At 58.8% G+C, this 25768-nt stretch carries 24 protein-coding genes and 2 pseudogenes; 14 read left to right on the forward strand and 12 right to left on the reverse strand.

What is annotated here, in order from left to right; translation table 11 throughout:
• Nucleotides 1-14: 14 nt before the first annotated feature.
• Nucleotides 15-827, forward strand: coding sequence for a class I SAM-dependent methyltransferase (locus AC3IUF_RS11275; protein WP_007919589.1), 813 nt, complete (start codon nucleotides 15-17; stop codon nucleotides 825-827).
• 125 nt (nucleotides 828-952) lie between these two features.
• On the opposite strand, the gene pcsA is transcribed toward AC3IUF_RS11275, so the two are convergent.
• Nucleotides 953-1675, reverse strand: coding sequence for a phosphatidylcholine synthase (gene pcsA / locus AC3IUF_RS11280; protein WP_007919592.1), 723 nt, complete (start codon nucleotides 1673-1675; stop codon nucleotides 953-955).
• Nucleotides 1676-1934: 259 nt separating this feature from the next.
• Here pcsA and AC3IUF_RS11285 point away from each other — a divergent pair, with 259 nt between their 5' ends.
• The 4 genes from AC3IUF_RS11285 to ligD all read left to right on the forward strand — a co-directional run bounded on the left by AC3IUF_RS11285 (nucleotide 1935) and on the right by ligD (nucleotide 7821).
• The gene (locus tag AC3IUF_RS11285; RefSeq protein WP_489281048.1) at nucleotides 1935-2708 is read left to right on the forward strand and encodes a tellurite resistance TerB family protein; all 774 of its coding nucleotides are present in this window, start codon (nucleotides 1935-1937) and stop codon (nucleotides 2706-2708) included.
• A 162-nt stretch (nucleotides 2709-2870) separates the two neighbouring features.
• Nucleotides 2871-4247, forward strand: a complete 1377-nt coding sequence (locus AC3IUF_RS11290; RefSeq protein ID WP_489281049.1) for an iron-containing redox enzyme family protein — start codon at nucleotides 2871-2873, stop codon at nucleotides 4245-4247.
• 11 nt (nucleotides 4248-4258) lie between these two features.
• Complete coding sequence (locus AC3IUF_RS11295; RefSeq protein WP_095111574.1) at nucleotides 4259-5212, forward strand: methyltransferase; 954 nt, start codon at nucleotides 4259-4261, stop codon at nucleotides 5210-5212.
• A gap of 17 nt (nucleotides 5213-5229) precedes the next feature.
• Nucleotides 5230-7821, forward strand: coding sequence for a DNA ligase D (ligD, locus tag AC3IUF_RS11300; RefSeq protein WP_489281050.1), 2592 nt, complete (start codon nucleotides 5230-5232; stop codon nucleotides 7819-7821).
• Here ligD and AC3IUF_RS11305 read toward each other — a convergent pair whose 3' ends face one another.
• From AC3IUF_RS11305 to sodC, 3 genes are all read right to left on the reverse strand, one after another.
• Nucleotides 7822-8223, reverse strand: coding sequence for a hypothetical protein (locus AC3IUF_RS11305; protein WP_176472264.1), 402 nt, complete (start codon nucleotides 8221-8223; stop codon nucleotides 7822-7824).
• An 80-nt stretch (nucleotides 8224-8303) separates the two neighbouring features.
• On the reverse strand, nucleotides 8304-8618 hold the full coding sequence (locus tag AC3IUF_RS11310; protein ID WP_007919602.1) for a DUF2388 domain-containing protein: 315 nt from the start codon (nucleotides 8616-8618) through the stop codon (nucleotides 8304-8306).
• Nucleotides 8619-8778: 160 nt separating this feature from the next.
• Nucleotides 8779-9300 carry a superoxide dismutase family protein gene (gene sodC / locus AC3IUF_RS11315; RefSeq protein WP_123374893.1) on the reverse strand — a complete coding sequence of 174 codons (522 nt, stop codon included), beginning with the start codon at nucleotides 9298-9300 and terminating at the stop codon, nucleotides 8779-8781.
• A 244-nt stretch (nucleotides 9301-9544) separates the two neighbouring features.
• On the opposite strand from sodC, the pseudogene AC3IUF_RS11320 reads away from it, so the two are divergent.
• Nucleotides 9545-10300 (forward strand): annotated as a pseudogene (locus AC3IUF_RS11320) (MCP four helix bundle domain-containing protein); the annotation flags it as partial.
• A gap of 132 nt (nucleotides 10301-10432) precedes the next feature.
• Nucleotides 10433-11158 carry a methyl-accepting chemotaxis protein gene (locus AC3IUF_RS11325; RefSeq protein ID WP_443200748.1) on the forward strand — a complete coding sequence of 242 codons (726 nt, stop codon included), beginning with the start codon at nucleotides 10433-10435 and terminating at the stop codon, nucleotides 11156-11158.
• A 178-nt stretch (nucleotides 11159-11336) separates the two neighbouring features.
• Here AC3IUF_RS11325 and AC3IUF_RS11330 read toward each other — a convergent pair whose 3' ends face one another.
• Nucleotides 11337-11768: a nuclear transport factor 2 family protein gene (locus AC3IUF_RS11330; protein ID WP_489281051.1), complete on the reverse strand. Its 432-nt coding sequence runs from the start codon at nucleotides 11766-11768 to the stop codon at nucleotides 11337-11339.
• Between the two features lie 470 nt (nucleotides 11769-12238).
• On the opposite strand from AC3IUF_RS11330, the gene mqo reads away from it, so the two are divergent.
• On the forward strand, nucleotides 12239-13885 hold the full coding sequence (gene mqo / locus AC3IUF_RS11335) for a malate dehydrogenase (quinone) (RefSeq protein WP_007919606.1): 1647 nt from the start codon (nucleotides 12239-12241) through the stop codon (nucleotides 13883-13885).
• 170 nt (nucleotides 13886-14055) lie between these two features.
• On the opposite strand, the gene AC3IUF_RS11340 is transcribed toward mqo, so the two are convergent.
• Nucleotides 14056-14487 carry a nuclear transport factor 2 family protein gene (locus AC3IUF_RS11340; protein WP_007919607.1) on the reverse strand — a complete coding sequence of 144 codons (432 nt, stop codon included), beginning with the start codon at nucleotides 14485-14487 and terminating at the stop codon, nucleotides 14056-14058.
• A gap of 98 nt (nucleotides 14488-14585) precedes the next feature.
• Here AC3IUF_RS11340 and AC3IUF_RS11345 point away from each other — a divergent pair, with 98 nt between their 5' ends.
• Together AC3IUF_RS11345 and AC3IUF_RS11350 are read left to right on the forward strand one after the other, a co-directional pair.
• Nucleotides 14586-14825 carry a hypothetical protein gene (locus AC3IUF_RS11345; RefSeq protein WP_007919609.1) on the forward strand — a complete coding sequence of 80 codons (240 nt, stop codon included), beginning with the start codon at nucleotides 14586-14588 and terminating at the stop codon, nucleotides 14823-14825.
• A gap of 88 nt (nucleotides 14826-14913) precedes the next feature.
• Entirely contained in the window at nucleotides 14914-15360 is a 447-nt protein-coding gene (locus AC3IUF_RS11350; RefSeq protein ID WP_463542812.1) for an NUDIX hydrolase, read from the forward strand.
• Nucleotides 15361-15396: 36 nt separating this feature from the next.
• On the opposite strand, the gene AC3IUF_RS11355 is transcribed toward AC3IUF_RS11350, so the two are convergent.
• From AC3IUF_RS11355 to AC3IUF_RS11370, 4 genes are all read right to left on the reverse strand, one after another.
• Nucleotides 15397-16089 carry a PoNe immunity protein domain-containing protein gene (locus AC3IUF_RS11355; RefSeq protein WP_416221711.1) on the reverse strand — a complete coding sequence of 231 codons (693 nt, stop codon included), beginning with the start codon at nucleotides 16087-16089 and terminating at the stop codon, nucleotides 15397-15399.
• Nucleotides 16090-16172: 83 nt separating this feature from the next.
• Nucleotides 16173-17297: a type VI immunity family protein gene (locus tag AC3IUF_RS11360; protein WP_489281052.1), complete on the reverse strand. Its 1125-nt coding sequence runs from the start codon at nucleotides 17295-17297 to the stop codon at nucleotides 16173-16175.
• A gap of 14 nt (nucleotides 17298-17311) precedes the next feature.
• Nucleotides 17312-18598, reverse strand: coding sequence for a VRR-NUC domain-containing protein (locus tag AC3IUF_RS11365; RefSeq protein WP_007919616.1), 1287 nt, complete (start codon nucleotides 18596-18598; stop codon nucleotides 17312-17314).
• 3 nt (nucleotides 18599-18601) lie between these two features.
• The gene (locus tag AC3IUF_RS11370) at nucleotides 18602-20845 is read right to left on the reverse strand and encodes a type VI secretion system Vgr family protein (protein ID WP_489281053.1); all 2244 of its coding nucleotides are present in this window, start codon (nucleotides 20843-20845) and stop codon (nucleotides 18602-18604) included.
• Nucleotides 20846-20975: 130 nt separating this feature from the next.
• On the opposite strand from AC3IUF_RS11370, the pseudogene AC3IUF_RS11375 reads away from it, so the two are divergent.
• Nucleotides 20976-21237: pseudogene (locus AC3IUF_RS11375) on the forward strand (helix-turn-helix domain-containing protein); the annotation flags it as partial.
• 97 nt (nucleotides 21238-21334) lie between these two features.
• On the opposite strand, the gene AC3IUF_RS11380 reads toward AC3IUF_RS11375, so the two are convergent.
• Complete coding sequence (locus AC3IUF_RS11380) at nucleotides 21335-21526, reverse strand: hypothetical protein (RefSeq protein WP_007919624.1); 192 nt, start codon at nucleotides 21524-21526, stop codon at nucleotides 21335-21337.
• Nucleotides 21527-21817: 291 nt separating this feature from the next.
• Here AC3IUF_RS11380 and AC3IUF_RS11385 point away from each other — a divergent pair, with 291 nt between their 5' ends.
• The 3 genes from AC3IUF_RS11385 to AC3IUF_RS11395 all read left to right on the forward strand — a co-directional run bounded on the left by AC3IUF_RS11385 (nucleotide 21818) and on the right by AC3IUF_RS11395 (nucleotide 24869).
• Nucleotides 21818-23314 carry a helix-turn-helix transcriptional regulator gene (locus AC3IUF_RS11385; protein WP_007919626.1) on the forward strand — a complete coding sequence of 499 codons (1497 nt, stop codon included), beginning with the start codon at nucleotides 21818-21820 and terminating at the stop codon, nucleotides 23312-23314.
• 135 nt (nucleotides 23315-23449) lie between these two features.
• The gene (locus AC3IUF_RS11390; protein WP_007919628.1) at nucleotides 23450-23707 is read left to right on the forward strand and encodes a DUF1652 domain-containing protein; all 258 of its coding nucleotides are present in this window, start codon (nucleotides 23450-23452) and stop codon (nucleotides 23705-23707) included.
• Nucleotides 23708-24704: 997 nt separating this feature from the next.
• Complete coding sequence (locus AC3IUF_RS11395; protein ID WP_489281054.1) at nucleotides 24705-24869, forward strand: hypothetical protein; 165 nt, start codon at nucleotides 24705-24707, stop codon at nucleotides 24867-24869.
• Nucleotides 24870-24992: 123 nt separating this feature from the next.
• Here AC3IUF_RS11395 and AC3IUF_RS11400 read toward each other — a convergent pair whose 3' ends face one another.
• Nucleotides 24993-25760 (reverse strand): SDR family oxidoreductase, encoded by a 768-nt coding sequence (locus AC3IUF_RS11400; RefSeq protein WP_489281055.1) that lies wholly within the window; start codon nucleotides 25758-25760, stop codon nucleotides 24993-24995.
• Nucleotides 25761-25768: the final 8 nt, after the last annotated feature.

Below are 25768 nucleotides of genomic sequence, written 5' to 3' on the forward strand. Positions count from 1 at the left end.
CGGAGCGCACTGTCATGAGTACCCCGATTGATCTGACTGCCTTGAAGGAACGCCAGAAAGTCGCGTGGGCCAGTGGCGACTACGCCGTGATCGGCACGACGTTGCAAATCGTCGGTGAAAACCTCGCCGAAGCCTGCGACCTGCGTTGCGACGAAGAGGTACTGGATGTCGCTGCCGGCAACGGTAATGCGACGCTGGCGGCGGCACGGCGCGGTTGTCTGGTCACCTCGACCGATTACGTCGCGGCATTGCTGGAGCGCGGGCAGGATCGGGCCCGGGCGGAGCATTTGGACGTGACGTTTCAAGTTGCCGATGCCGAGGCACTGCCGTTCGCTGATGAGAGTTACGACGCGGTGCTGTCGACCTTTGGCGTGATGTTCGCCCCGGATCAGGACAAGGCCGCTGCTGAGCTCGGCCGGGTTTGTCGCCGTGGCGGTCGCATTGGTCTGGCCAACTGGACGCCGGAAGGTTTTGTTGGCCTGATGTTCAAGACCCTCGGCCGGCATCTGCCACCGCCTGCCGGCGCCCAGCCGCCCTCCAATTGGGGCTCCGATGCCTGGCTGCACAAGCATTTCGATGACCGTGATTTTCTGTTGCGCGTGACGCGGCGCGAGTTCAACTTTCGCTATCGCTCGGCCGCGCATTTCATCGATATTTTCCGCCATTGGTACGGGCCGGTGCACAAGGCCTTTGCGGCATTACCGCCGGAGAGTGGGCAGGCGCTGGAGAGTGATCTGGCGGATTTGCTCAATCGGTTGAATCGGGCGGGGGAAGGTTCGCTGGTGGTGCCGAGTGAGTATCTGGAGGTGGTGATCACTAAACGCTGAATGAAGATCCCTGTAGGAGTGAGCCTGCTCGCGATAGCGGTCTGTCAGCTGAATATTTTTCGACTGATACACCGCTATCGCGAGCAGGCTCACTCCTACAATGGATGTGTGTTTGGCTCTGGGGTCTATTTCACCTGCGGCCGATCAAACCATTCCAGCGCCGTACGCCAGATGCAGATCCCCAGAAAGTACGCCGACATCAATAACCACAAGCCCATCACCAACGGGTTGATCACCGGGTGGTTGAGCACCAGCGACAGGCTGCACAGCAGCCAGATTGCTGTCACCGCAATGTTGATCGGCATGAACCTGCGCACGCGGAACGGGTGCAAAAACTTCATCCGCGTCACGGTCAACAGCGCCAGACCAATCACCGTCAGAAAAGTGATCCACGGCCCCGGCCCGATGATGTACAGGCACAGCGCGACGACATTCCACGCTGCCGGAAACCCGACAAAGTAGTTGTCCTTGCTCTTCATGTTGACGTTGCAGAAGCAGAACAGCGACGACACCAGAATCAGCGACACGGTCAGCAGCAGGGTGTAGTCCGGCAGCGGAATGTAGCGATAGATGAACAATGCCGGAATGAATACATATGTCAGGTAATCGATCACCAGATCAAGGATCGAACCATCGAAGCTCGGTAGCACTGATTGCACGTTGACCTTGCGCGCCAGTGCGCCGTCGAGGCCGTCGACAATCAGCGCCACGCCCAGCCACATCAGACAATGGGTCGGCTGGTTTTCCAATAAGGCGAGGGTGGCCAGAAAGGCAGTGACCACGCCAGTCGCAGTAAAACCATGGGCGCCCCATGCTTTGAGCCTGGCGATGTGTACGGTCGATATCACGGGGGCGTTCTCCAGAAAGTGAAGCAAGCCGGGTATCACCCTTGAGTAGCAGGGCGCCGGCAAACCGGGTCGGGGTTGCAGCTATCGACCGGTCTGGCCGGGATAAGGTTCACCATTGATCAATCTTAGCTGGCCGGCGAAAAAATACGCGGGCGAAATCCGCCAGGCGCTTGAGTGTCAGCCAAACGGTGCTGGCGCTATGGCTTGAGGGGGCTATCGTTGCCAGACGCAGTCACTGTCAACGCTTGAGGATGACGTCATGAACACCAGCGATTTGCTTGAACAACTGCTGCGAGGCCAGGCCTCGGCGGGACAACAATCTTCAGCGTCTGCCGGCGATGGTTTGGGTGGTTTAGGCGGGTTGCTGGGTGGACTGCTCGGCGGCGCGGATTCCACCGGCACACGTGGTGGCTCTGCAGCCGGGGGGCTGGGCGGATTAGGTGGTTTGCTCGGTGGTTTGCTCGGCGGCGGTGCCGGTGGCGGTCTGGGCGGCGCATTGGGTGGGGCACTGGGTGGCGGTGGCAGCACGCAAAGCCGCTCCGGCGGGAGCAATTATGCGGCGCTGGCGTCGTTGGGCATGATGGCGTTCCAGGCGTATCAGGCCTGGCAACGCAGCCAGGCCAGTTCGGCACCGCAACAGATCCCGCAGACGGCGAATCTCCTTGCCGGTCCGGAAGTCGAGGAGCACAGCCATGCTGTGTTGCGCGCGTTGATTGCGGCGGCCAAGGCTGACGGTGAGATCGACGCCCGGGAACAACAGATGATCAGTGGGGAAATCAGCAAACACACCGACGACCCACTATTGCAGCAATGGTTTGAGGACGAAGTCTCGAAACCGCTGGACGCCAACGAAGTCGCGCAGGCGGCCAAAGGCGATCCGGCCATGGCCGCTGAGATGTATCTGGTCAGCGTGATCCTCGTGGATGACCAGCGGGACGCGGAGCGCAGTTATCTGGACGAGCTGGCAGCAGCCTTGCAGATCGACCCGGATTTGCAGGTGCATCTGGAACAGCAGGCCAAAGGTCAGGCCTGAAGTAACGTCAAATAATCATCGCCATCAGCAGCTCCGTCACGGAGCTGCTTCGCCGTCCGTCCGGGCAATTTTCACGTCGATTGAATTTTTCGCAGGCGCCGCCTCTCTGCTGCTGTAGAGGCGTGTGGAACAGCGTCCTGCCAACCGACCGAGAACTTTGCCATGACTGTCCTGACACACCTGCAAGCTGCGCCTGGCCAACCGCATGCGATGAACGCCGCCGGGAACATCCGGCAAGTCTATGAAACGCTGTTGCGCGATGACGATTGCCAGGACCTTGCGCGGGCGTTTTTGCAGGAGCAACTGCAACTCGCCGCGCAACTCACCGATTCCCTGCCCGAAGATCCGACGACGTGGCACGTTTGGGTCGCCGAGCATTGCGCCGATGTGGCCCGGCGATACGCCGACTACCTGCAACAACGCAAGGCCGGCGGGCCTCGGCAATTCTTCCGCGGCAAGGCGCAGGCACTGTATTTTCTGCAAGCGGTGGCACCGACCAAACTGGTCGACGGCGCCTGGCTTTCTGGCCTGTTACCGCGCTGGCAGGACCCGCGTTTCCAGGGCCTGCTGCGCACCTTTCTGGAAGAGCTGGGCGAAGGCAATCCGGCGCAAAATCATGTGGTGATTTACCGCAAACTGCTCGCCGAACACGATTTGCAGGATGGCAGTGCCATCGACGATGAACGCTACCTGCAAGGCGCGATACAACTGGCACTCGGCATCTGCGGTACTGATTATTTGCCCGAAGTGATCGGCTACAACCTCGGCTATGAACAACTGCCGTTGCACCTGTTGATCAGCAGTTACGAACTCAGTGAGTTAGGCATCGATCCCTACTACTTCACCCTGCATGTGACGATCGACAACGCCAGCACCGGCCATGCGCAAAAAGCTGTACAGGCGGCGCTTGATTTAATGCCCCTCGAGGCTGATCGCACGGAGTTCTTGCGCCGGGTCTCGTTGGGTTATCGGCTCAACGACCTCGGGCAGGGCAGTCGCGCGATCATTGAAGGCTTCGACCTTGAGCGCGAGTTACTGGCGATGCTCGAGCGCAAGTGTCCCTTCGCCCAGCACATGCACTCCGATTACTGCCGCTTCGAAGGGCAGACCGTCAATCAGTGGCTGGCCGCACCGGAGCAATTGCCCGGGTTCCTCCAGGCATTGCAGAACAAAGGCTGGATCAAACGCCATGAAGACCCGCAGGCCAGTCGCTTTTGGCAACTGATCGCGGGTGATGGTGCGGCGATGTTTGGCGTGTTCAATGCCTACGAGAAACAACTGGTGCACGACTGGATCGCCGGCGACTGGACGTCGTCAGACCAAGCGAAACCTGTTCGACGGCACAGTCAAACCGCAGCGCCCATCGAAGGGCTTGAACAGGATCCCGACATCCAGGCGCTCAACGCGGCGCTGCAAGGTCAGGATGCCTTGTCGCAGATGGCAGTTCTGATCCCCTGGCTCGCCCCAGCCCGGCATGGACATCCCGCCGGGCTGCTCGCCACCCGCCGTTTTATCGAACTCAAATCCCGCTTGCCTTAAGGACCTTGCCGATGAATCAGGAAGAACAACTCTGCCCCAACGACCTCGTGCTGCTGCACCTTGGCCGGCGCTTGTTGGCAGACGGATATCGGTTCACCACTCCGACGCCGTTGACCCATCAACGGGTCAACCAGCGTGACGAGGGCCAGATGGCCGACTCTTTGCGCGACGTGTTCGGTTGGTCGCGTCCGTTCGCGCCGGGGTTGTTGTCGGCCGATGAACAGCGGCAACTGCAAGACGCGCAGGTCATTGATAGTTACGAAGGCCAGCTGAAGAGTCGGGTGCGCTGGTCGAGCCTGGATGATTTGCTGTTCGTGCATTCGGCATTCCCCACCGAAGCGGCGGATGCGGTGTTTTTCGGCCCCGACACCTACCGTTTTGCGCAACTGATCCACGCCCACCTGCAGCAGAACTTTGCGCCAATCCATCGCGCGGTGGACATCGGTTGTGGCGCTGGCGTCGGTGCGATTTTGATCGGCCGCGCCCGCCGCGAGGCGCAGGTGCTGGCGCTGGATATCAACCCTGCGGCGCTGCGTCTGACCGCGATCAATGCGGCACTGGCGGAAGTGGCCAACGTCGAAGTGCGCGCCAGTGATCTGTTGCAGGGCGTCGACGGCGAGTTCGACCTGATTGTCGCCAACCCGCCATACATGGCCGACCCGGCGGAACGCGCTTATCGCCATGGTGGCGGAACGCTGGGGGCAGGGCTGTCGTTGCGCATCGTCGAACAGGCACTGAATCGACTGGCTCCCGGCGGCTCGCTGCTGCTCTACACCGGTGTGGCGATGGTCGATGGTCGCGACCCGTTTCTCGACACCGTGCTGCCACGACTGGACGAGCAGCGCTTTGGCTGGACGTACCGTGAACTCGATCCGGATGTCTTTGGCGAAGAATTGCTCAACCCCGGTTATCAACGGGTCGATCGCATCGCAGTGGTGGCGCTGACCGTGACCCGACTGGGCTGAAACAAGGCAGGTGCACGATGAACAGGAACCTCGACGACTACAACCGCATGCGCGATTTTTCGGCGACGTCGGAACCGGCCGCCGTCAAGCGCTCAGGGCGTAAAACCGGCGCCGATCACGCGTTGCAGTTCTGCATCCAGAAGCACGATGCCTCGCACCTGCATTACGACTTTCGCCTGGAGCTCGATGGCGCACTGAAGAGTTGGGCGGTGCCGAAAGGGCCGTCACTCGATCCCAAGGTCAAGCGTCTGGCGGTGCATGTCGAGGATCATCCGCTGGATTACGCAACATTCGAGGGCAACATTCCGGAAGGGCATTACGGCGCCGGTGATGTGATCGTCTGGGATCGTGGCGTGTGGATTCCGTTGGAGGATGCGCACAAGGCCTACGAAAAGGGCAAGCTCAAGTTCGAACTGCAAGGCGAGAAGCTTGCCGGTATCTGGAATCTGGTGCGCACGCACATGCCGGGCAAGAAGGAACAATGGTTTTTGATCAAGCATCAGGACGCTGCTGCGCGGCCGCAGGATGACTACGACGTGCTGGTGGCCGAGCCGGACAGTGTGTTGAGCGAACGCACGCTCGTGAGCAAGCCCAAGCTGGCCGCCGAGCACAGCAAACCGCTGAAAAAGCCCGCGGCGAAGACGCGCAAAACCGCCACCGGCAAGCTGACGGGGGCGCACAAGGCCAAACTGCCGACGCAACTCAAGCCGGAACTGGCGACACTGGTCGACAGTGCGCCCGAAGGGCAGTGGAGTTACGAGATCAAATTCGACGGTTACCGGATCATGGCGCGCATCGATCATGATCAGGTGCAACTGTTCACTCGCAACGGTCATGACTGGACGCACAAGTTGCCGCAACAGGCCGCCGCCCTGGCCGCGCTGGGATTGGAGTCAGCATGGCTCGACGGTGAAATGGTGGTCGCCAATGAGCACGGCGTGCCGGACTTTCAGGCCCTGCAAAATGCTTTTGAAGCTGGAAGCAGCGGCAATATTCTCTACTACCTGTTCGACCTGCCGTATCTCAACGGTGTTGACCTGCGTGAAGTGCCGGTCGAAGAGCGCCGCGCCGCGTTGGCCACGGTGCTCGGCAATCATGAACACCCCTTGTTGCGCTTCTCCGAAGCCTTCGACGAAACCCCCGATGCACTGCTGAACAGTGCCTGCCAGATGCAGATGGAAGGCCTGATTGGCAAACGCCTTGGCTCGCCGTATGTGTCGCGGCGCAGTGGCGACTGGATCAAGCTCAAGTGCAAGCACCGTCAGGAGTTCGTGATCGTTGGGTACACCGATCCGAAAGGCGCGCGCAGTGCTTTCGGCGCCTTGCTGCTGGGGCTGCATGATCGCGACAGTGGCGAGTTGCGCTACGCCGGCAAGGTCGGCACGGGCTTCAACGAGTCGACGTTGAAAAGCATTCTGGAGCAGCTCAAACCGTTGCAGGCGAAGAAGGCAGCGGTGGTCAACCCACCCAGCGGCTTCGAGGCCAAAGGCGTGCACTGGCTCAAGCCGAAACTGCTGGCGGAAGTCGCGTTTGCTGAAATGACCAAGGACGGTTCGGTGCGCCACGCCGTGTTCCATGGCTTGCGCAATGACAAACCGGCCAAAGCCATCACTGAGGAGCGAGCGAAACCGGTGAAGACTGCAGAGAAGAAAACCGCCAGCAAGAAAACGCCGAAAAAAGCCCCGGCGAGCAATGCCGACACCGCGCCGTCACAGCTCGGGCTAGCCAACGGCAAGGTGCGCATCACGCACCCGGACCGGGTGATCGATGCGGTCAGCGGCACGACCAAGATGCAACTGGCCGAGTATTACGCCAGCGTCGCCGAATGGGTTCTGCCGCAACTCAAGGATCGCCCGGTGGCCCTGGTGCGCGCGCCGGACGGCATTGCCGGCGAATTGTTCTTCCAGAAAAATGCCGAACGCCTGGCGATCCCCGGCATCACCACGCTGGACAAGGACGTCACCGGACAACCGGTGATGCTGATCAACAACGCCGAAGCGCTGATCGGCGCGGTGCAGATGAGCACCGTCGAACTGCACACCTGGAACGCAACCACGGTCGATCTGGACAAGCCCGATCGCTTCGTCCTCGACCTCGACCCGGATCCGGCGCTGCCGTGGAAAAGCATGGTCGAAGCGACGGCGCTGACATTGACCGTGCTCGATGAACTGGGCCTCAAGGCGTTTCTCAAAACCAGCGGCGGCAAGGGTATTCATCTGGTGGTGCCGCTGACCCGCAAACTTGGCTGGGACGAGGTCAAGGATTTCAGCCACGCCATCGTCAGTCATATTGCCAAACTGTTGCCGGACCGCTTTTCTGCGGTGTCGGGGCCGAAAAATCGCGTCGGGCGGATCTTTATCGATTACCTGCGCAACGGTCTGGGCGCCACCACCATTTGCGCTTACGCCGCGCGTACCCGCGAAGGTTTGCCGGTGTCGGTGCCGCTGTTTCGCGAAGAGGTCGCCGAGATCAAGGGCGGCAATCAGTGGAACGTGCATAACGTTCATGAGCGGCTGGCCGAAGTCGGTGACGCGCCGTGGGCTGACATGAAGAAAACCCGCCAGAGCATCACCGCCGAGATGCGCAAACGCCTTGGGCTGAAAAAGTGATCAGGTGTCGCGCAGCAAGTCGTGGGCGTTGAGCAATTCGAAGGCGATTTCCGGGTGGTTTTCCAGGCCGCGACGGATGGCCGCGGGAATTGCTGCGCGAGTTTTGCGGCACAGGCCCGGTAACTCGCCGATCTGAATGGCGATGCCACGCATGGTGCGCACTTCGTTGAAACCGGGGGCGACATCGACACGAATGCCCAGTTGCTCGAACATCCGCTGTTGCAGATGTTTGAGGTCATTCAGGTCTTTGAGCATTTCGAGGCGCGCGAGCAGGCGTTTTTCTTCCTCTCGGGTCAGGCGCAGGATGCGCAAATCCGCGCCGGGCGTCTCCAGCAACGGATCGCGCCCGCAAATGCAGGCGCCGGGCGGGCAGGGGGAGCGCAAGGGCACAGAAGTCGTCATGGCCTCCATCATAGAGGCCGTCGGACAGTTTTGCCTATGCGCCTTCAGCGGCCATCCATCGGCTGCTTTTTCCGTGACGGCTACTGATTCAGGCCTTCGTAATGCACCAGAATCGCGTTGGCCAGATCTTCATCGCTGGCGTTGAGGCCAGGATTGTCCTGGCGAGCCTGCTGCAGTACCGATTCAAGATAAACCCCACGAATGGCCCCGCCACTGGCGACAAATGCAGACAAGTCGTCACGGGCCGGAATCACCATTTTGTGATCCTTGAAGGTCGAGTACAGCGACGCGGAGACACCGGCCGAGGTGGCGACATCGCCCGCATCAACACGGGCCAACGCCGAACCGACAGGCAGGCATAAGAGTAAGGAAGAAATGAGCACTAACTTGCGCATGACGGTGTTCCTCCACAAGCGTGAAGCAAAAAGGGAAGGATTACATAATGTGAGAGGGGCGCACGCGGCGGGAGTTCCGTGGCGCAGCAAAGTCTGCGTTATTGCAAAATAGACGCGGGCAACGCCATGGCGGGTTGCCCGACTTTCAAGCTGCGGTGAGTCAGATCACCCCGCAGGCCATGCGATCGCCGCCACCGCCCAGCGGTTTCGGCATGTCGGCGTGGTTGTCGCCCCCGGCGTGGATCATCAGCGCGTGGCCCTTGATCTCGGAGATGTTTTTCAGGCGCGGCGCCAATACCGGGTAGTTGGCGATGCCGTCAGCGCTCACGTAAACCGCTGGCAGATCACCCAAATGACCGTCAGCGTAAGGGCCGAGATGCTTGCCGGTTTTTTGCGGATCGAAGTGTCCGCCCGCGGCCAGTGCGGCGCCTTTCACGCCGTCCTTCATGCCGGCTTCACAGCTACCGTTTTCATGCACGTGGAAACCGTGAACGCCGGCCGGCAAGGATTTCAGATCGGGCGTGAACAACAGGCCATACGCCGTCTCACTGATAGTGACCGAGCCGATCGCTTGCGGCGCGCCGTCGGCGCTGACCAGATTGATGGTGACTTTTTCCGTCGCCGCTTGTGCGGTACTGATGGCGAAGGAGCCGAGCAAACCCAACCACAATGCGCGTTTCATAGCGTTTCCTTTTGCTGCATGAGAATTCAGAACGACGGACTCAATAGCCTGCAGGCATTAACCGGTGATGAAGGCGTTGGCCGTGCGCGTTGAAAAGTGAGACTTGCCGCGCAATCCGAAAGTTTTGCTGCCTTTGGCCAGCATGCCGACACCTGCCGACACGCTCTGGCGCGGCAGACCTGCGCAAATAGGCTTAACTGAAGGCTGACAAGCGCTTACGGGCGTAACGAGAGAGGAAAAGCCGGTGTCGATCAAACTGCGTTTAGTGTTGCTGATTGTGACAAGTCTGCTGACGGCGTTGATCGTGAGTCTGGTCAGTTACGTCGGCAACCAGCGGATGGCCTCGGCGGTGAGCGATAACGCGGTCAGCATGAGCGCGCTGCGCAACCACATGGAAGCCGACATGATGCACGACACCCTGCGCGCCGATGTCTACTCGGCGATGCTGGTGGGGTTGGGCAAGAGCACCAGCACGGCAAGCGAGGTGCGCGATTCGATCAACGAGCATGCCGGGCATTTTCGTGAGGTGCTCGAGGAGAATCTCAAGCTGCCGATCAACCCGACATTGCGCACGGCGCTGGAGCAGATCAAACCGAGCCTCGATACCTACATCAACGCGGGCGAACGGATTGTCGGGTTGGCGCTGGACAATCCTGATGCCGCTCAACAGGAACTGGGCACCTTCAACACGGCGTTTGGCCAGTTGGAAGAGCAAATGGCCGCGTTGAGCGAGTTGATCGAATCCAATACGCGGCAGACTAGCGCAGCTACCGAATCAGCCATTCGCAGCGCCAATGTCGCGCTCGGCGTGGTGTTGCTCGCCAGTCTTGTGCTGCTGTTGATTCAGGGGCGCTGGGTGATTCTGAGCATCATGGGGCCGTTGAAGACCGCCAGTCGCATCGCCGAGAGCATCGCCCATGGCAACCTCAGCGAGCCGATCGCCGAGCCGTCCGGCAAGGACGAAGCCAGTGTTCTGATTCGGACGCTGGCAACCATGCAGCGCGATTTGCGCAACATGATCGATGTGGTGCGGCGCAATGCTCATGGCGTCAGTGGCATGAGCGAACAACTCAGCCAGGGCTGCCATCAGGTCGCCGACAGCAGCCAGCAACAAAGCGTCGCCGCCGGCACCATGGCCGCAGCCGCCAGCCAGATGACCGCGAGCATCGAAGAAATCACCCGCCACGCCGAACGCGCCCTGAGCATGGCCAGTCAAGCCGAAACCCTGGCGAAAGAGGGCGGCGGTGTCATTCATCAGGTGGTCAGCGACATGGATGATATTGCGCGATCAGCACAACAGTCGGCCCAGGTGATTCGTACGCTGGATCAGGAATCCGAAGCCATTTTCAACATCATTCAGGTGATCAAGAGCATCGCCGATCAGACCAACCTGCTGGCGCTCAATGCCGCCATTGAAGCGGCCCGCGCCGGCGAGCAGGGCCGGGGTTTCGCCGTGGTGGCTGACGAAGTGCGCAGTCTGGCAGCGCGCACCAGCGCCTCGACCCAGGAAATCGCCGCGATGGTTGCACGCATTCAACACAGCACCCGCGAGGCGGTCAGCAGCATGGAGGCGGGGGTCGCGCAGGTCGACAAGGGCATGGCGGTGACGGCGGATGTCGAGCGGGCGATACGTGAAATTCTCGATGCTACGCTGAGCACAACGCAACTGGTCAACGACATCACCCGCACGATTGGCGAGCAGAGCCAAGCCAGCAACGAGATCGCCCATCAGGTGGAAATGATTGCCGGAATGTCCGAAGGCAATAGCCGGGTGATCGGGCAAACGGCCAATACCACCGATGAGTTGTCGAGCCTGGCGGGGCAGTTGGCGCAGTCGGTGGATCGGTTTCGGTTGTGATAGCGATTGGAACAATTGCACTTGTGGTGTCTGAATTGGCCTCATCGCTGGCAAGCCAGCTCCCACAATGGGCGGTGGTGTAAACACAATTGCATTTACAACATCGAACCCTGTGGGAGCGGGCTTGCCCGCGATTAGGCCAGCCCGGTCAATATTCATTCAGGCTAGATAGCTCCCCTCAAAACTTGAACGCCTGCCGCCCCACCAGCAACCACTTGCCATGCTGCTTCTGCCAGATCTGAAAATTCTCGATCTCCGTCGGCACCACCTCGGTCCCCTTCAACGCCTGAGCAGAAAAGTGGTGGCGCACCAGCGCGGTTTCGCCGGACAGGGTAATGGTCTGATTCTGCATTTCCAGGGTCTTGAACGCGCTCTTGCCGGTTTCGATGTCGGCGATGAACTCTTTCTTGTCCTGAATCTTGCCGCTGGAATGACCGTAGGTCAGGTTGGGCGCGGTGAGGGCGTTCAGTTCGGCGATGTCCTTGTGCAGCATCGCCTGGGTCAGAAGGTCTACCGCTTGGGCGACGTCTTTTTCTGCCGGGGCAGGGGCGGCCATGGCGTAACCGTTGAAGGCACAGAGAAAACCGATCAGCAGTCGGGTCTTGGTCATGAACGTATTTCCTTGTTGTTATAGAGGGATGACTGATTCGTCAGTCATCGTACAACATAGCAGATTATTTTCAGATAAGGCACTGCTTCAACGCGATGATCGTCGGGGTCATGTTCAGCCTTCGTCGGCCGATAGTGTCCTGAGCGGAAAAAGACTCTCAAGTCGGGAACAGACGCGCGGGTTTGCCCTGACGTGATATTCTTCGCGCCAACTTGGTTTGACCTTATTCAGTTTGCTTGCCTTTGGGCGGGCCGACGGAATCCCTGTCGCTCAAGTAGCTGAGCCAATAATGATAAGAAGTCAGTTCAGAAGGGACATTAACTGAGGTCGATGCAGCATGTCGGCCTTGTGTGCCCACCCGTCAAAATTGAAGTGTGCCGGAATCTGCGACGCTAGCCTGAGCGTCATCAAAGCGGATCGCATACTGATAACAGCGGCGGGCGGAAGGCGTTTTATCATAGGTGCAACAGATGTTTAAAAAAGTGAACACAGCCCTGCTGGGTCTGGCTTTGGCGATGGGGATGACATCCGCCAATGCTGACGAAGCAAAGAAAGTCGACGTCCTGCTGATCGGCGGCGGCATCATGAGCACCACCCTCGGTGTGTGGATCAATGAGCTGGAGCCAAGCTGGTCGATGGAAATGGTCGAGCGCCTCGACGGCGTCGCCCTCGAAAGCTCCAACGGCTGGAACAACGCCGGTACCGGTCACTCGGCGCTCGCCGAACTGAACTACACCCCGGAAGACGACAAAGGCAACGTGACGATCCCGAAAGCCGTCGAGATCAACGAAGCGTTCCAGGTCTCCCGTCAGTTCTGGGCCTGGCAGGTTCAGCAAGGCGTTCTGAAGAACCCTCGCTCGTTCATCAACACCACTCCGCACATGAGCTTCGTGTGGGGCGATGACAACATCAAGTTCCTGAAGAAGCGCTACGAAGCCCTGCAAGCGAGCCCGCTGTTCGCCGGCATGCAGTACTCCGAAGACCCGGCTGTGATCAAGAAGTGGGTCCCGCTGATGATGGAAGGGCGTGACCCGAACCAGAAAATCGCGGCCACCTGGAGCCCGCTGGGTACCGACATGAACTTCGGCGAAATCACCCGCCAGTTCGCCACGTACCTGCAGACCAAGCCTAACTTCGATCTGAAACTGTCGAGCGAAGTCCAGGACATCACCAAGAATGCCGATGGCACTTGGCGCGTCAGCTACAAAAACCTGAAAGACGGCACTAAAACCGAAACCGACGCCAAGTTCGTCTTCATCGGCGCGGGCGGCGGTGCACTGCACCTGCTGCAGAAGTCGGGCATTCCTGAAGCCAAGGAATACGCTGGCTTCCCGGTAGGCGGCTCGTTCCTGGTGACCGATAACCCGGCCATCGCTGAACAGCACCTGGCCAAGGCCTACGGTAAAGCGTCGGTTGGCGCCCCACCGATGTCCGTTCCGCACCTGGACACCCGTGTCCTGGACGGCAAGCGCGTCATTCTGTTTGGCCCATTCGCGACCTTCAGCACCAAGTTCCTGAAAGAAGGCTCGTACCTGGACCTGCTGACCAGCACCACCACCCACAACATCTGGCCTATGACCAAGGTCGGCATCAAGGAATACCCGCTGGTCGAGTACCTTGCTGGCCAGCTGATGCTGTCGGATGAAGACCGTCTGAACGCGCTGAAGGAATACTTCCCGAACGCCAAAGCCGAAGACTGGCGCCTGTGGCAAGCCGGCCAACGTGTGCAAATCATCAAGCGTGATGAAGCCGCTGGCGGCGTGCTGAAACTGGGCACCGAAATCGTTGCTGCACAAGACGGCTCCATCGCCGGCCTGCTGGGCGCATCGCCAGGCGCGTCGACCGCTGCACCGATCATGCTGAGCGTGCTGCAGAAAGTCTTCAAAGACAAAGTGGCTACCCCTGAGTGGCAAGCCAAGCTGCACCAGATCGTGCCAAGCTACGGCACTCAGCTGAACAGCGATCCAGCCAAAGTGGCTGCGGAGTGGGCTTACACCGCCAAAATCCTCGAACTGCCGACGCCTCCGGTGATTGGTCAGGTTGCTGCTCCTGCTGCACCTGCCGCTGGAAAAGCGGAAGCACCGAAGGAAAACGCTGCACGTGACATGGCGCTGTAACTAAACGCCTGACACACAAAGCCCACTGAACCGGCGACGGTCAGTGGGCTTTTTCATGGCAAATAGTTTTGTAGGAGCTGTCGAGTGAAACGAAGCTGCGATCTTTTGATCTTGATCTTGATCTTGCTTTTGAAAGATCAAGATCAAAAGATCGCAGCCTGCGGCAGCTCCTACAGGGCTTTGGCGGACGCCAGATAAGCACCGAGCCGCCGGCCCATCTCTTCGCCCAAGGCTTGTAGACCGCTGAGCGGCCGCACCATCACCTCAAACTCGACAATCTTGCCGTTCTCGTCAAAGCGAATCATGTCGATACCTTTCAGCTCCTTCGAACCCACCTTGGCGCTGAACTCCAGAATCACATTCAAGCCATCGGCAGTCGCCAGTTCGCGGTGGTAGGTGAAGTCTTCAAACACTTCAAACACGGTATTGAGGATCATCGACACCACCGGCGCACCCGGGTAAGGCGTGTGGGCCATCGGCGAGCGGAACACGGCTTGCGGGTCGAGCAGGCCGGGCAGGGCGCTGAGGTTGCCGGTGCGGATCATTTCGTGCCATTTGCCTAGCGATGCGGCGACGTTGGGTTGCAGATTCAGGTCGGTCATGTTCACTCCAGGTTTTTCTTGTTGTTGTCGCGACGGCAATGACTCTAGATCAACCACGCCAAAATTGAACCCTTGTGCCGCGATCTGAATGTCGGCCCATGGCCCATGCGTATCTGATCCGTATTTTTTCGCTGGATCTGCCTCTGTTACCGGCTCAGTCAGCGGCTCAAAATAGCCCCACGGTTCGGCACTCGCGGCAGTCCTTCATTTCGAAGCGCCCAGTGCACCGCAAGCTCAGCATTGAGGAGAGCAACATGAACAAGATGGCGATTTTTCTGGGTGGCTTTCTGACACTGACCATTCTGATCGGCCTGCTCGCAACGATTTCTCCGGTCTGAGGCGACCCTGTTCCAGTGACGTCCACGGATGTGTCGCGCAAAGCATGTTTAAATGCCGCGCTCCCACACCTGTAAATGGACTTCAGTCATGGCCGAACACCGTATTCGCGCACTCGCACTTTGCGTTTTTCATCACAACGGCAAAATTCTGGTTAACGAATTTCGTGACCCGGTCAGCGAGCAAACCTGCTTTCGGCCCGTCGGCGGCGGTATCGAGTTCGGCGAGACGAGCGCCGAGACCATTGTGCGCGAAGTGCAGGAGGAGTTGGGGCTGTCCATGACGGACCTGCGTCTGCTCGGCACACTCGAAAGTCTTTTCGTTTACAACGGCAAACCGGGACACGAAATTGTCCAGGTATACGACGCGACGTTTGTCGATCAGGGCGTATACGACCACGCACAGATCGATGGCCATGAAAGCGACGGCGCGCCCTTCACCGCGCGCTGGCATGACAGCTCAAGCTTCAGCGAGCAGGCGCCCTTGGTGCCAAAAGGCTTGCAGGAGCTGCTGAGGAGCACCGGATTGCTCGGCTGAGCTCAGCTGGGGGATACGAATTCCGGTGCAATCGATTCACCGACTTCGCGCGTACTCGACGAGATCTTTCGGGTAAACCCAGTGATCGACATGGCGATCATCCAAGCCATACAGAAAGACAATCGCCGCAGCTTCGAATGCCCAGTAGCCGACGTAGTTGCCGTCGTCGCCCTGTAAGTGCGTATCGTGCCAAGGCGCTTGTTCGAAAGCTGGATACCAAGTCTGGCAATACTCCTTGAGCAGCAGGGACGCCTCTTCGCGGGTGTCGGCATAGATTGCCTGTACGAGAGGGGTGTAGACGTCGTGATACCACTGATCAACGTCTTGCCGATCAGGCAGGACTTTTTTCAGCAGATCTTCATAGAGCGTGTCGTCACCGGCGTAACCAGCGTCGTCCAGAAGTTTAACGAATCGTATGAGCAGGTCCTTGCGGTCGAGCAGAATGCACAGGCTGATCACTTGAACGGCTTCTTCGTATTCATCTGGCCAATCATCAATGGCGAGTGGTGAGATTTGCGGTACATCTTCGTAGGCGGCCAGCCTCTGCTGGCGCAGTTCATACTGATCGAGCAAGTCTTCAAGTAACGGGAGGAGAGCTTCGATAGGCTCGCCAACGGTATAAGTTGCAAGCAACTTATCAAGCGCCAGTCTCTGAAAGAATGCCGCGCGCAGGCTGGCTTCTTCGTCGTCAGAATCTGATTGGAAGCGATTGGTCTTGAAGAACTCCACGACAGCATCATGTTCCCCGAGAAAGTGTGCGTAGTGGCGTCTGCTGAAAAAGGATTGGCGTTCGCTCGCTCTTATTCCTGCACTCACGCTTCACCTGACCAATACCAAAGCGTATCGCCCCAATTCGAGCCACTGAACCGAGGCATTATTTCCCCCAAGTCGAAGTAACGTCGGGAGTTTGCCTGTGCGGGGCTGAACCAATAACCCGCGGCGCTACAAGGCTGACCGGCCTCTATTCGTGCTGGAGTTTTCGAATGCGCATCGTCTTGGTCGAATCGCGCGTACCAGCGCTCGGTACTGTCTTGTTCGAAGCAGTTACCGTAGGGTGAATAAGTGTGCAGTTGATCGGGTTTTGGATTACGAAGCTGTTTCAATACGCGGTTCACCGCTACATAGGTTACGGGCAGAGGTTCATGGATAGCGCCCAGTTCGGGTAAAGCGCCGGCGCGAATGATCAGTCCGCCCTGATAATCCAGCATCTCGACGTCGCCACGTCCGCTTAAGGCGTGGCGTAATCCGTCTTTACCTCCCAGTTGCACGGTAAATCGAGTGCCTACAATGGTGTACCAGTTGACACCTTTGATGTGATCAAGCAGTTCTCGTTTGAAGTTGTGCACCATTGAGTCAACTTCCAGACCGACATATTGCTGCGCCAGTTGAAATTCCATGGGCATGTAACGATCGAAGTCGTAGGGCAGTATGCTCGAGAGTCCGCCGTAGCCATGTTCGGCTTCAACCTGATCGCACAAGTAAACCAGCCATTCTTCAAAGCGCGCGACGCCATCGGGCTCTTTCAGGAAACTCCAGGGCAATGTCATCTTCAGGTATGAGCGTTTTTGATCGCCATGCACCTCGAACGAGTTCAGTGCGGACAGGCTGTACGCAGCAGCTTCGTTCGCCGTTGCGGCGCTGCTGATGTGCCATTCGTATTGTTCGTTTGGCCCTGACTCGCGGATTTTTTCCTGGGTTTTGCTGAATCCGGAATCTGTCAGCTTCTTGTAGCGGTCGTCGAACTGTCCCTTCAGATGCTGGCCGAACTCTTCCTTGAATCGGGTGAAACATTGCATGACATTGCGCTTGCTTTGCAGCGAGTAGCCTTCCTTGAAGTAGAGGGTTGCGATCAGCCCGAGTCGTACAACGGGGGTGTTATCGGGTAGCTCAAACGTCAGGTCTGGAGCTTGTTCGCTCAGTTTTTCCAATGTATTCATAAAGCTCTCTTTTATCAGGCTGTCGCCGCAGCAGTGATAGCAGCGCCGCCCAAAATGGTGGCTAGCACGGCCCATGAAAGCTGAGCCAGTCGAACGATAACCAAAATTGCTGCGACGATAGCAGCAGGCACACCGGCAGCAACCAGTGCCGCTCCAATAGCAAAAGCCACCACAACGGTGGCAACGACTGTTCCTACGTCAATCAATACTTGCATCCAGTCAATTTCCTTGAGCTTTTCCAAGGTCAGGTCGGTGAAATGCTGAATTTCCTTCCACGCAGCCCTGAGTTGCTCATCCGTCCAGCGAACGATCTTCGCACCTGTTTCACTGACCCATTCCCAGGCTTTTTGAGACTCACGTCTAATCCATTGACCCTTGATTCCGAGCCACGTAGCGGCGTCTTCGAGGTGTTGTTGCATTTCTTGCGATAGCCTTCGAATGCCCTGAGCACCTTGCTCCAAGAGCCCTTCAACGGCCTCTTGAAGTTGCGTCCAGCTTTCGACCCGCGCCGGTCTGGGTGTCGCTGTTGGGCCGTACGCGGGAACAGGGACCGGAGCGGGTCTTGGGGCTTGCCCCGGGCCTCCGGTCGGGGGCAGCAAAACAGGCCATTGCTGTGGGTTGAACTCACCAGTAGGCTTATGTTGTCTGTTGTATTCGCGGTCGCGTTCACGCTCGCCGTCATCTCGACAATCATTGATTTCGAGTACAGAAAAACGGTTTGGGCCACCTGCTATATCTAGATAAGCCTCTCGCTGTGCCATACCGAGGACGTCCCCGGGAAACTTCACTTCCACTAGCCTTTCCAGATTATCCGGGTGCGCAACACCTTGATGATCTGTTCCAGCTTGTCCCGGCCAACGCAAGCTGCGTGTCTTGACGATGATAACGTCGGGACGCCGTAATAATCCTTTGACTGAACCTTTAGGGAATGGAAAGAGTGAATGGCGCCGCGTGGGGTCTGGCTTCACGTCGTCGCCCAGCCATGAGGAACTCAGGAATGGTTTGGGGGGGAGGGACGACATGTCGAAGCAGACTTCAGCTTTGTAATCCCATTTGAATTCCCAGCGGTATTCATCTGCCCGAATCAATCCACTCATTACCAGCTGTTTAAGCTCCATGCCGGTGAAGTCGCCATCTTTGGCTTTTTTTATCGTTAATCTGGGAAACCGCGATGCGTAATTGGCTTTTTCCATCAGATACGGTTTGTTATCAGGATTGGGCAGCGGTGCTTGTTTGACCGTACCTTCGATACTGGTGTTCGTGCAGCCTTGTGGCGTTTGAGGTGGTTGCATGACCGGCATGATTCAGCCCTCCGAGTTGGCGTTTTTGAAGTCCAGGGTCATTTCCTTGGGTGCGCTTTCCCCTGCCCTGATCAACGGCTCTTCAGGCTCGGGTTTGCGAACAGGTGTCAGCAGTTCAACCTCTGCCGGGCTGCTGCTGTGTGCCTGAAAGGTTTTTCCTTCTTCGTTGGTATAACCAGCAATTCGGGTGCCATCAGCGAGCTTCAACGTATAGGGGGTACCCACCAGAGGTTCACCGGTTTTCTCATCCAGCAACAGGTAGCGCGCCTTGTGACTGCGCGGCGCGCTGTCAGGCAATTGGCCGAATTTATCGGTGTCAACTGCGCCGGGAATCAACGGCACCAGAATCCCGATCCCGGTGCCCACGCCGGGCGAGCCGCCGGTATTGATCTTCACCTCAGCCCCGCTAATGGTCACACCACCGGCATCCACCTTCACAAAACTCCCGCCAGCCTTGGCCGTGAGTTCCATTGCGCCTTCGACCACCACTTTCTGGCCGGCGTAGTAATGGATTTCTGACCCGGCCTCGACAAACTGCGCAGTCCCTACCTTCAGATGCTGCGTCACACCCACCTTCAGGTGATCATCCGCACGCATTTCGCTAATCCGATCCAGATGCGTAATCCGATGCTCTTCAACCTTGAACTCGCTCAGCGTATTGGCTTCAACGGTGTCATGTCGTTCGTTGCCGACGCGGATCTTCTGGTCGTGCTCAATGTTCTCATCCCAATCGCGCTGGGCATGGATGTAGATCTGCTCGGCGCCTTTCTTGTCTTCGATGCGGAATTCGTTGTAGCCCTTGCCGCCCGGTGAGCTCAGGGTTTTGAAGGTGCTGCGGGTTTTGTTGGCCGGCAGGTCGTAGGGGACGACGTTTTCCTTGTGGTACAGGCAACCGGTGACCAGCGGCTGGTCGGGATCGCCTTCGAGGAAGGTGACGAGGACTTCCATGCCGATGCGCGGGATGGCGATGCCGCCATACGCCGCGCCGGCCCAGCCGCTGGCGACGCGCATCCAGCAGGTGGTTTTGTCGTTGGACTGACCGTCGCGGTCCCAGTGGAATTGCACTTTGATGCGGCCGTACTGGTCGCAGTGGATTTCTTCGCCTGCGGGGCCGGTGACGACCGCGGTCTGGCTGCCGAGGACTTGCGGTTTCGGGTGTTCAAGGGCAGGGCGGTAGTGCGCGTCCCACGGGGTGGCGAGGAAGCTGTTGCGGTAGCCCTGGTGGAAATCGCTTTTGTGGTCGGTGACGTCGCTGGTGACGTTTTCGCCGAGTACTTGCGGTTGTTTGCCTTCGTGGAAAACCTCCAGCAGCAGCCACAGATCGTTCCACTCGGCGCGCGGGTGTTCGGCGAGGGTGAGGAAATGGCCGCTGGTGAGGGTCGGCTCGTCACCTTTGCCTTCGGCGAGTTTGTAGTCGCTGCGATGGCGTTCGAGGGCGCGGGTGGAGAGGAACTTGCCGCGCTCGCGGGTGGTGAAGCGGCCGGGGTAGTCGTAGTCCTCGAGGTCCGGGGCGAACTCGGTTTTGACCGCGCCTTCGGGGAGGATCTTTGGTTTTTCGAAGTCGTAGTCGCGGCGGCTGACGCGGGTGGTGCGGGTTTCCAGACGCAGGTTGAAACGCTTGATCACCGGTTTGTCGGCGGCCATGCCGGAGTCTTGCTGGTAGCTCACCGGTTTCAGTTTGCGGAACACGGTCTGGTCGTCGCCGAACACCAGTTTGTGGCCGCTGCTGCTGTGCTGGAAGTGGAAGTGAATGCCTTCTTCTTCGCACAGGCGCTGGATGAAGTGCAGGTCGGATTCGTCGTACTGCACGCAGTATTCGCGCTGCGGGTATTCGGCGCCGAGCTGGAAACTGTAGGCGTCGGCGAGGATGCCGCGATCTTCCAGCACCTGAGCGATGATCTTCGGCACGGCCAGTTGCTGGAAGATCTGCTGATCGTGGTTGTGCCGCAGGTAGGCCAGTTGTGGCACCAGGCTGAGGCTGTAACGGGTCAGGGTCTTGCCGGAGTCGCCTTGCTCGATGCGATAGACCAGACCGTGGATCTTGCCTTCGCCGGTGGCGCCGAAAGTCAGGACGCCGGGCTTGTGCAGCAGCTCCTCGAGTTTGAGGTCGGGGCGGGCGCTGACGAGTTCGAGGTCAAAACGGAACGGTTGGTTGAGGGCTTCGCGACCGGTGAAGCTGAGGACTTGCAGGTCGGCGTTGGCGCCTTCGACAGTGAAGGTAATGTGGCTAGCGTTTGCATCCAGCATGCTCGACTCCATCCATTGGAAAAGCTGTGCCGATGTTGCAACAACTGAAACAGCCGATCAAGCGTCCAAACGCGCCATAATCAGCGATCAGACTCAGCTCACGATTCAGCCATCGAGGGACGGACGAGCCATGGATTCGCTGATCAACGCCGCCGGCCGCGCGCTGTCTGCTGGTGACCCGCTAGGCGCGTTGAACTACGTCGCTCTGCGTGAGGACCCGCCGGCGCTGGCGCTGCGCGCTGCGCGCAATTGCCATGGCTCAGCTCGGTGATCTGTCCCGCGCCAAGGCGTTGTTGCAAAGGGCGATAAAGGCGTTCGGCAGCAATGAGCCGCTGTCACGGGCGCGTTGTGTGGTCGCCGAGGCCGAGGCCGAGGTGGCGCTGGCAGCGCGGATCGCTTTTATTGCGGTGGCGGCGACAGTGGACGGGTGAGAGCGGTGCGTCGGCCTCAATGATCAAGGCATCTTTGCTGGCCCCTTCGCGAGCAGTGTCAGGCACCGCTGTTTCGTCGACGTTCAATACCCTCCGGGCCGCCGATGTCCAGCAGCCTTCTTTCCACCAAGACATTCTCCAGGGCCTGACGCTCGACTGGCGCCATTTGGTGCTCACGTTTTTTCAACTCCAGCAGAATCGGGTTGGACCAGGTGCGGTAGGTCTGTTCGATGGTGCGACGCGACGTCATCAGTCTCTCCTTGATCAAGAGCCCGGTGTTGCGGGCAGGGGCTCAATCCGATGAGGTATTAACGTTAGTCGACAAAGCAGGAAGTCGCGAATGCACCGTCATCCCCAGTAGGAGTGAGCCTGCTCGCGATAGCGGTGTGACAGTCAATATAAAAGTCAAATGACACACCGCTATCGTGTGCAGGCTCACTCCAACAAAGGAATTTGTGCCGTTGCGAACATTTATGCTCGGCACGATCACGGGCCGCCGCGGTCGTACTCTTCACATGGGCGTATCACTTGTGGAGATCCAATGAGCCAGGAAGTCCTGACCACCGAAACCAACCGCCGCCAGTTGCAGCAGATCATCGCCGGGCTGTCCGACGGGGTGATTTTGCTGGAGCTGGATCAGAGCATTCTCTGGGCCAACGAAGCAGCGCTGGCCATGCACGGTGTCAAACGGATCACCGATCTGGGTCACAATGCCGACGAATACGCCAAGAAGTTCAACCTGCGCTATCGCAATAATCATTCGATCACCGCCGAAAACTACCCGATCAGCCGGGTGGCGCGCTGTGAGAGTTTCAATGACGTGCTGATTGAGGTGTCGCCGACCGACGACCCGGAACGTATCTGGGTGCACAGCGTGCGCAGCATGATTCTCACGGACCGCGAAGGGCAGCCCGAGTCGCTGGTGCTGATCATGAGCGACGTCACCGATTGGGCCAACGCCGAGCAGCGCTTCGAAAGGACGTTCAACGCCAACCCGGCGCCGGCGGTGATCTGTCGGCTCAGTGATTTGCGTTACATCAAGGTCAATCCGGGGTTTCTGGAAATGACCGGGTACACCCGTGAACAGGTGATTGGCACTTCCTCTTATGAAATCGACATTTTCGAGCAGGCCGAACACCGGGATCTGGCGATTCAGCGCCTGCGCGACGTTGCGACCATCCCGCAGATGCAGGCTGAACTGCGCCTGCCTGACGGCGGCAGCAAGCAAGTGATCGTCGCCGGGCAGCCGCTGACGCTCAACGATGAGGATTGCATGTTGTTTTCCTTCGTCGACATGGAGATGCGGCACAAGGCCGAGGTGGCGTTGCGTCAGAGTGAGGAACGTTTTGCCAAGGCGTTTCGCCTGACACCGGTGCCGATCCTGATTTGCAGTGCCGACGAGCAGCAGGTGATCGACGTCAATCAGGCGTTCCTTGAGGCCTTGGCCTTCGACAGCGAGGACGTGCTCGGTAAAACCGTGACGCAGTTGGATTTCATCGATGACAGTGGTGCACGCACGCAGTTGCTGGCGGCGCTGGCGAAAAACGGTCGGGTGGATCGGGTCGATGTGCGGGTGCGCAGGAAGGATGCGGACCTGCTCGAATGTGCGCTATCCGCCGATACCGTGAATATTCAGGACACGCCGTGTTATTTGCTGGTGCTGATGGACATCACCGAGCGCAAGCGCACCGAGCTTGAGTTGGTGGCGGCGATTGAGGAGGTGATGAAGGACGCTTCCTGGTTCAGCCGCACGTTGATCGAGAAACTGGCCAATGTGAAGAAGGTCAACTCGCCGCAACTGCCCAGCGTTTCGTTCACTGATCTGACGGCGCGTGAGCGTGATGTGCTGGGGTTGATCTGTGAAGGGCTGGCGGACAAGGAGATCGCGGCGCGGCTGAAACTCGCTCCGAATACGGTGCGAAATCATGTGGCGACGGTGTATTCCAAGCTTGATGTGCACAGCCGCAGTGAGGCGATTGTCTGGGCGCGGGAGCGTGGGCTGTTTGCCGGCGAATCGAGCGCCAAGGGTCAACGATAGGGTGCAAATGCACTAGTTGGCCTGGTGCAAATTGAGGTGTTGGCGGGTGAGGTCTGTTCTTAGTCTGGTGGGGTGCGATACGAGGTTTTTTGGCTCGGGATCGCGGCCCTTCGCAGTCGTTATAGGAACAGTCTGATGATGAATCTTGCGCAGTTGCGCACGCAGCTTGAACGCAGTTTTTCGCCGCTGGCGTGTGAGTGTCTGGTGGACGGCGATCATTCGCTGACGGTGAAGCTTTATCACCCGGTGTCGGGGCAGGTGGATCTGGTGATCAGTGGGCTGAAACTTAATGCGCTGCGGACGCCTGAGTCGGTTGATGCCTTGATTGAAGAATTGCGGTATGAGCTTGAGAGCAATTCTTTGCGTTCGTTTCGGGATCCGGATTTGGCTTAGCGCCGCCCTTTGGTTCTTGGCGGCCTTTGGGCCGACCATGCTGTTGGGGGGTGGGGTAGATCCGTTGCTGCGGGTGTTGCCGCTGGCGGTTTCGCCCTTACGGCGAGTCCCTTTGGCAAACGCCCCAAAGGAACCAAAGGTCTGCGCCCTGACGTTCGGCCCGCTCGCTGGGGCTCGGGGTTCCTTCGCTCCGGGATCGATCCGGGGGCATCGTCTACGGTTTGCTTCGCTGCACCTCCTCTCGATGTGTTCGACTTCGTCGAACGGTCGCTGCGCTCCCACCCCCGGATCAATCCCTCCACTCAGCCTGCCGACGGGCTCCCAGGTCAAGATCAAAAGCCGCAGCCGAGCTAACGCTCATCCTGTTGAGTGGTTAGGAGCAGAAGCGGTGTGTGGGTTGCGCTGTTTGCTTCTGCTTCTGCTTCTGCTTTTCTGTGGGAGCGAGCCTGCTTGCGAAGGGGCCTTGTCTGGCAATGTGCGTTTCACTCTGCTAATTCGCTCATACCCCGACGCAAAATCGACAGCCATTACCACCCAATCGGGCCAATTCACTGGCGCTTGCAGGGCGCTCGGCTATAAAGAATGAGTGGTCAGGTCTTCCGTGGTCGGTTGGGTCGCGGAAGTTGCTCTTCCATTCATCGCGGGTCGTCCTATGAACAATCTTGGGAAACGCGTGTTGCCGTTGGCTTTTTTTGCCGTTTTGCTGGCGGGTTGTGCCAGTCCTCCACCCCCTCCACCGGTTGCGCCACCTCCGCCACCGGAACGTACTTGCCAGGTGCTCGAAAATACTGAAGTCGCCGGTGACGTGTACGCCGACGGGCAGGTTACTCGACACATCACCACTACCCGTTGTGTCACGCAGTAGCGCCGGCGGGGCGCAAGTCTCGGGTTGAGCGGGTTGTGCTGGTCGCCGTCCTGGACGGTACGGCGGTGGTTGTCGTGGAAGGCGCCATTGCGGCGATGCACAGTCAGCCCGACTTGTTTGGGGTGATGGTGATTGCGTTTTTCGTCGGCCTCGGCGGCGGGGGTGGCGCTGTTTGCCGTTGCGCGCAGGCTGGGCGTTGCACCGGTAGCGGCGGCGTTGCTGGCGGGGGCGATGTGTCTGGCTCTGCGTTTGCTGTCAGTGCATTACGGCTGGCAATTGCCGAAAGTCATTGCCTGATGCACAACCCTTGCAGGAGTGAGCCTGCTCGCGATAGCGGTGTGCCAGTCAACATTTATGTATCTGACACACCGCTATCGCGAGCAGGCTCACTCCTACAGGGGGTTAATCATTTACCCGGGATCAGGACAGAAAACCACCGTCCACATTCAGCACTACTCCGGTGGTGTAGCTCGACGCATCGCTGGCCAGGTACAACACCGCACCGGCCATTTCACTCGGATCCGCCACGCGCTTGAGCGGGATCTGCGTCAGTGCCTGCTTGAGGATCGCATCGTTTTTCACCAGTGCCGAGGCGAACTTGGTGTCGGTCAGGCCCGGCAGCAGGGCGTTGCAGCGGATGCCGAACTGCGCGCATTCCTTGGCAAAGACTTTGGTCATGTTGATCACCGCCGCCTTGGTCACCGAGTAGATGCCCTGGAAGATCCCCGGTGAAATGCCGTTGATCGACGCGACGTTGATGATGCTGCCGCCACCGTTTTCGCGCATCAGTTTGCCGGCTTCCACGGACATGAAGAAGTAGCCACGAATGTTCACATCGACAGTCTTCTGGAACGCGCCCAAGTCAGTGTCCAGCACGTTGCAGAACTGCGGGTTGGTCGCGGCATTGTTGACCAGAATATCGAGGCGGCCGAACTGTTCCTTGATCCCGGCAAACACTTGGGCAATCTGCTCCATTTCACCGATGTGACAGGCCACTGCGGTGGCTTTGCCGCCAGCAGCGATGATCGCATCGGCCACGTGTTGGCAGCCGTCGAGTTTGCGGCTCGAGACAATCACGTGGGCGCCTTGCTGGGCGAGCAGTTTGGCGATGGCTTCACCGATGCCGCGGCTGGCGCCGGAGACGAAAGCGATCTTGCCGTCGAGGTCGAACAACTGAGTCTTGGACATAAGGGTTC

It is taken from the genome of Pseudomonas sp. KH_040 (assembly GCF_057839305.1).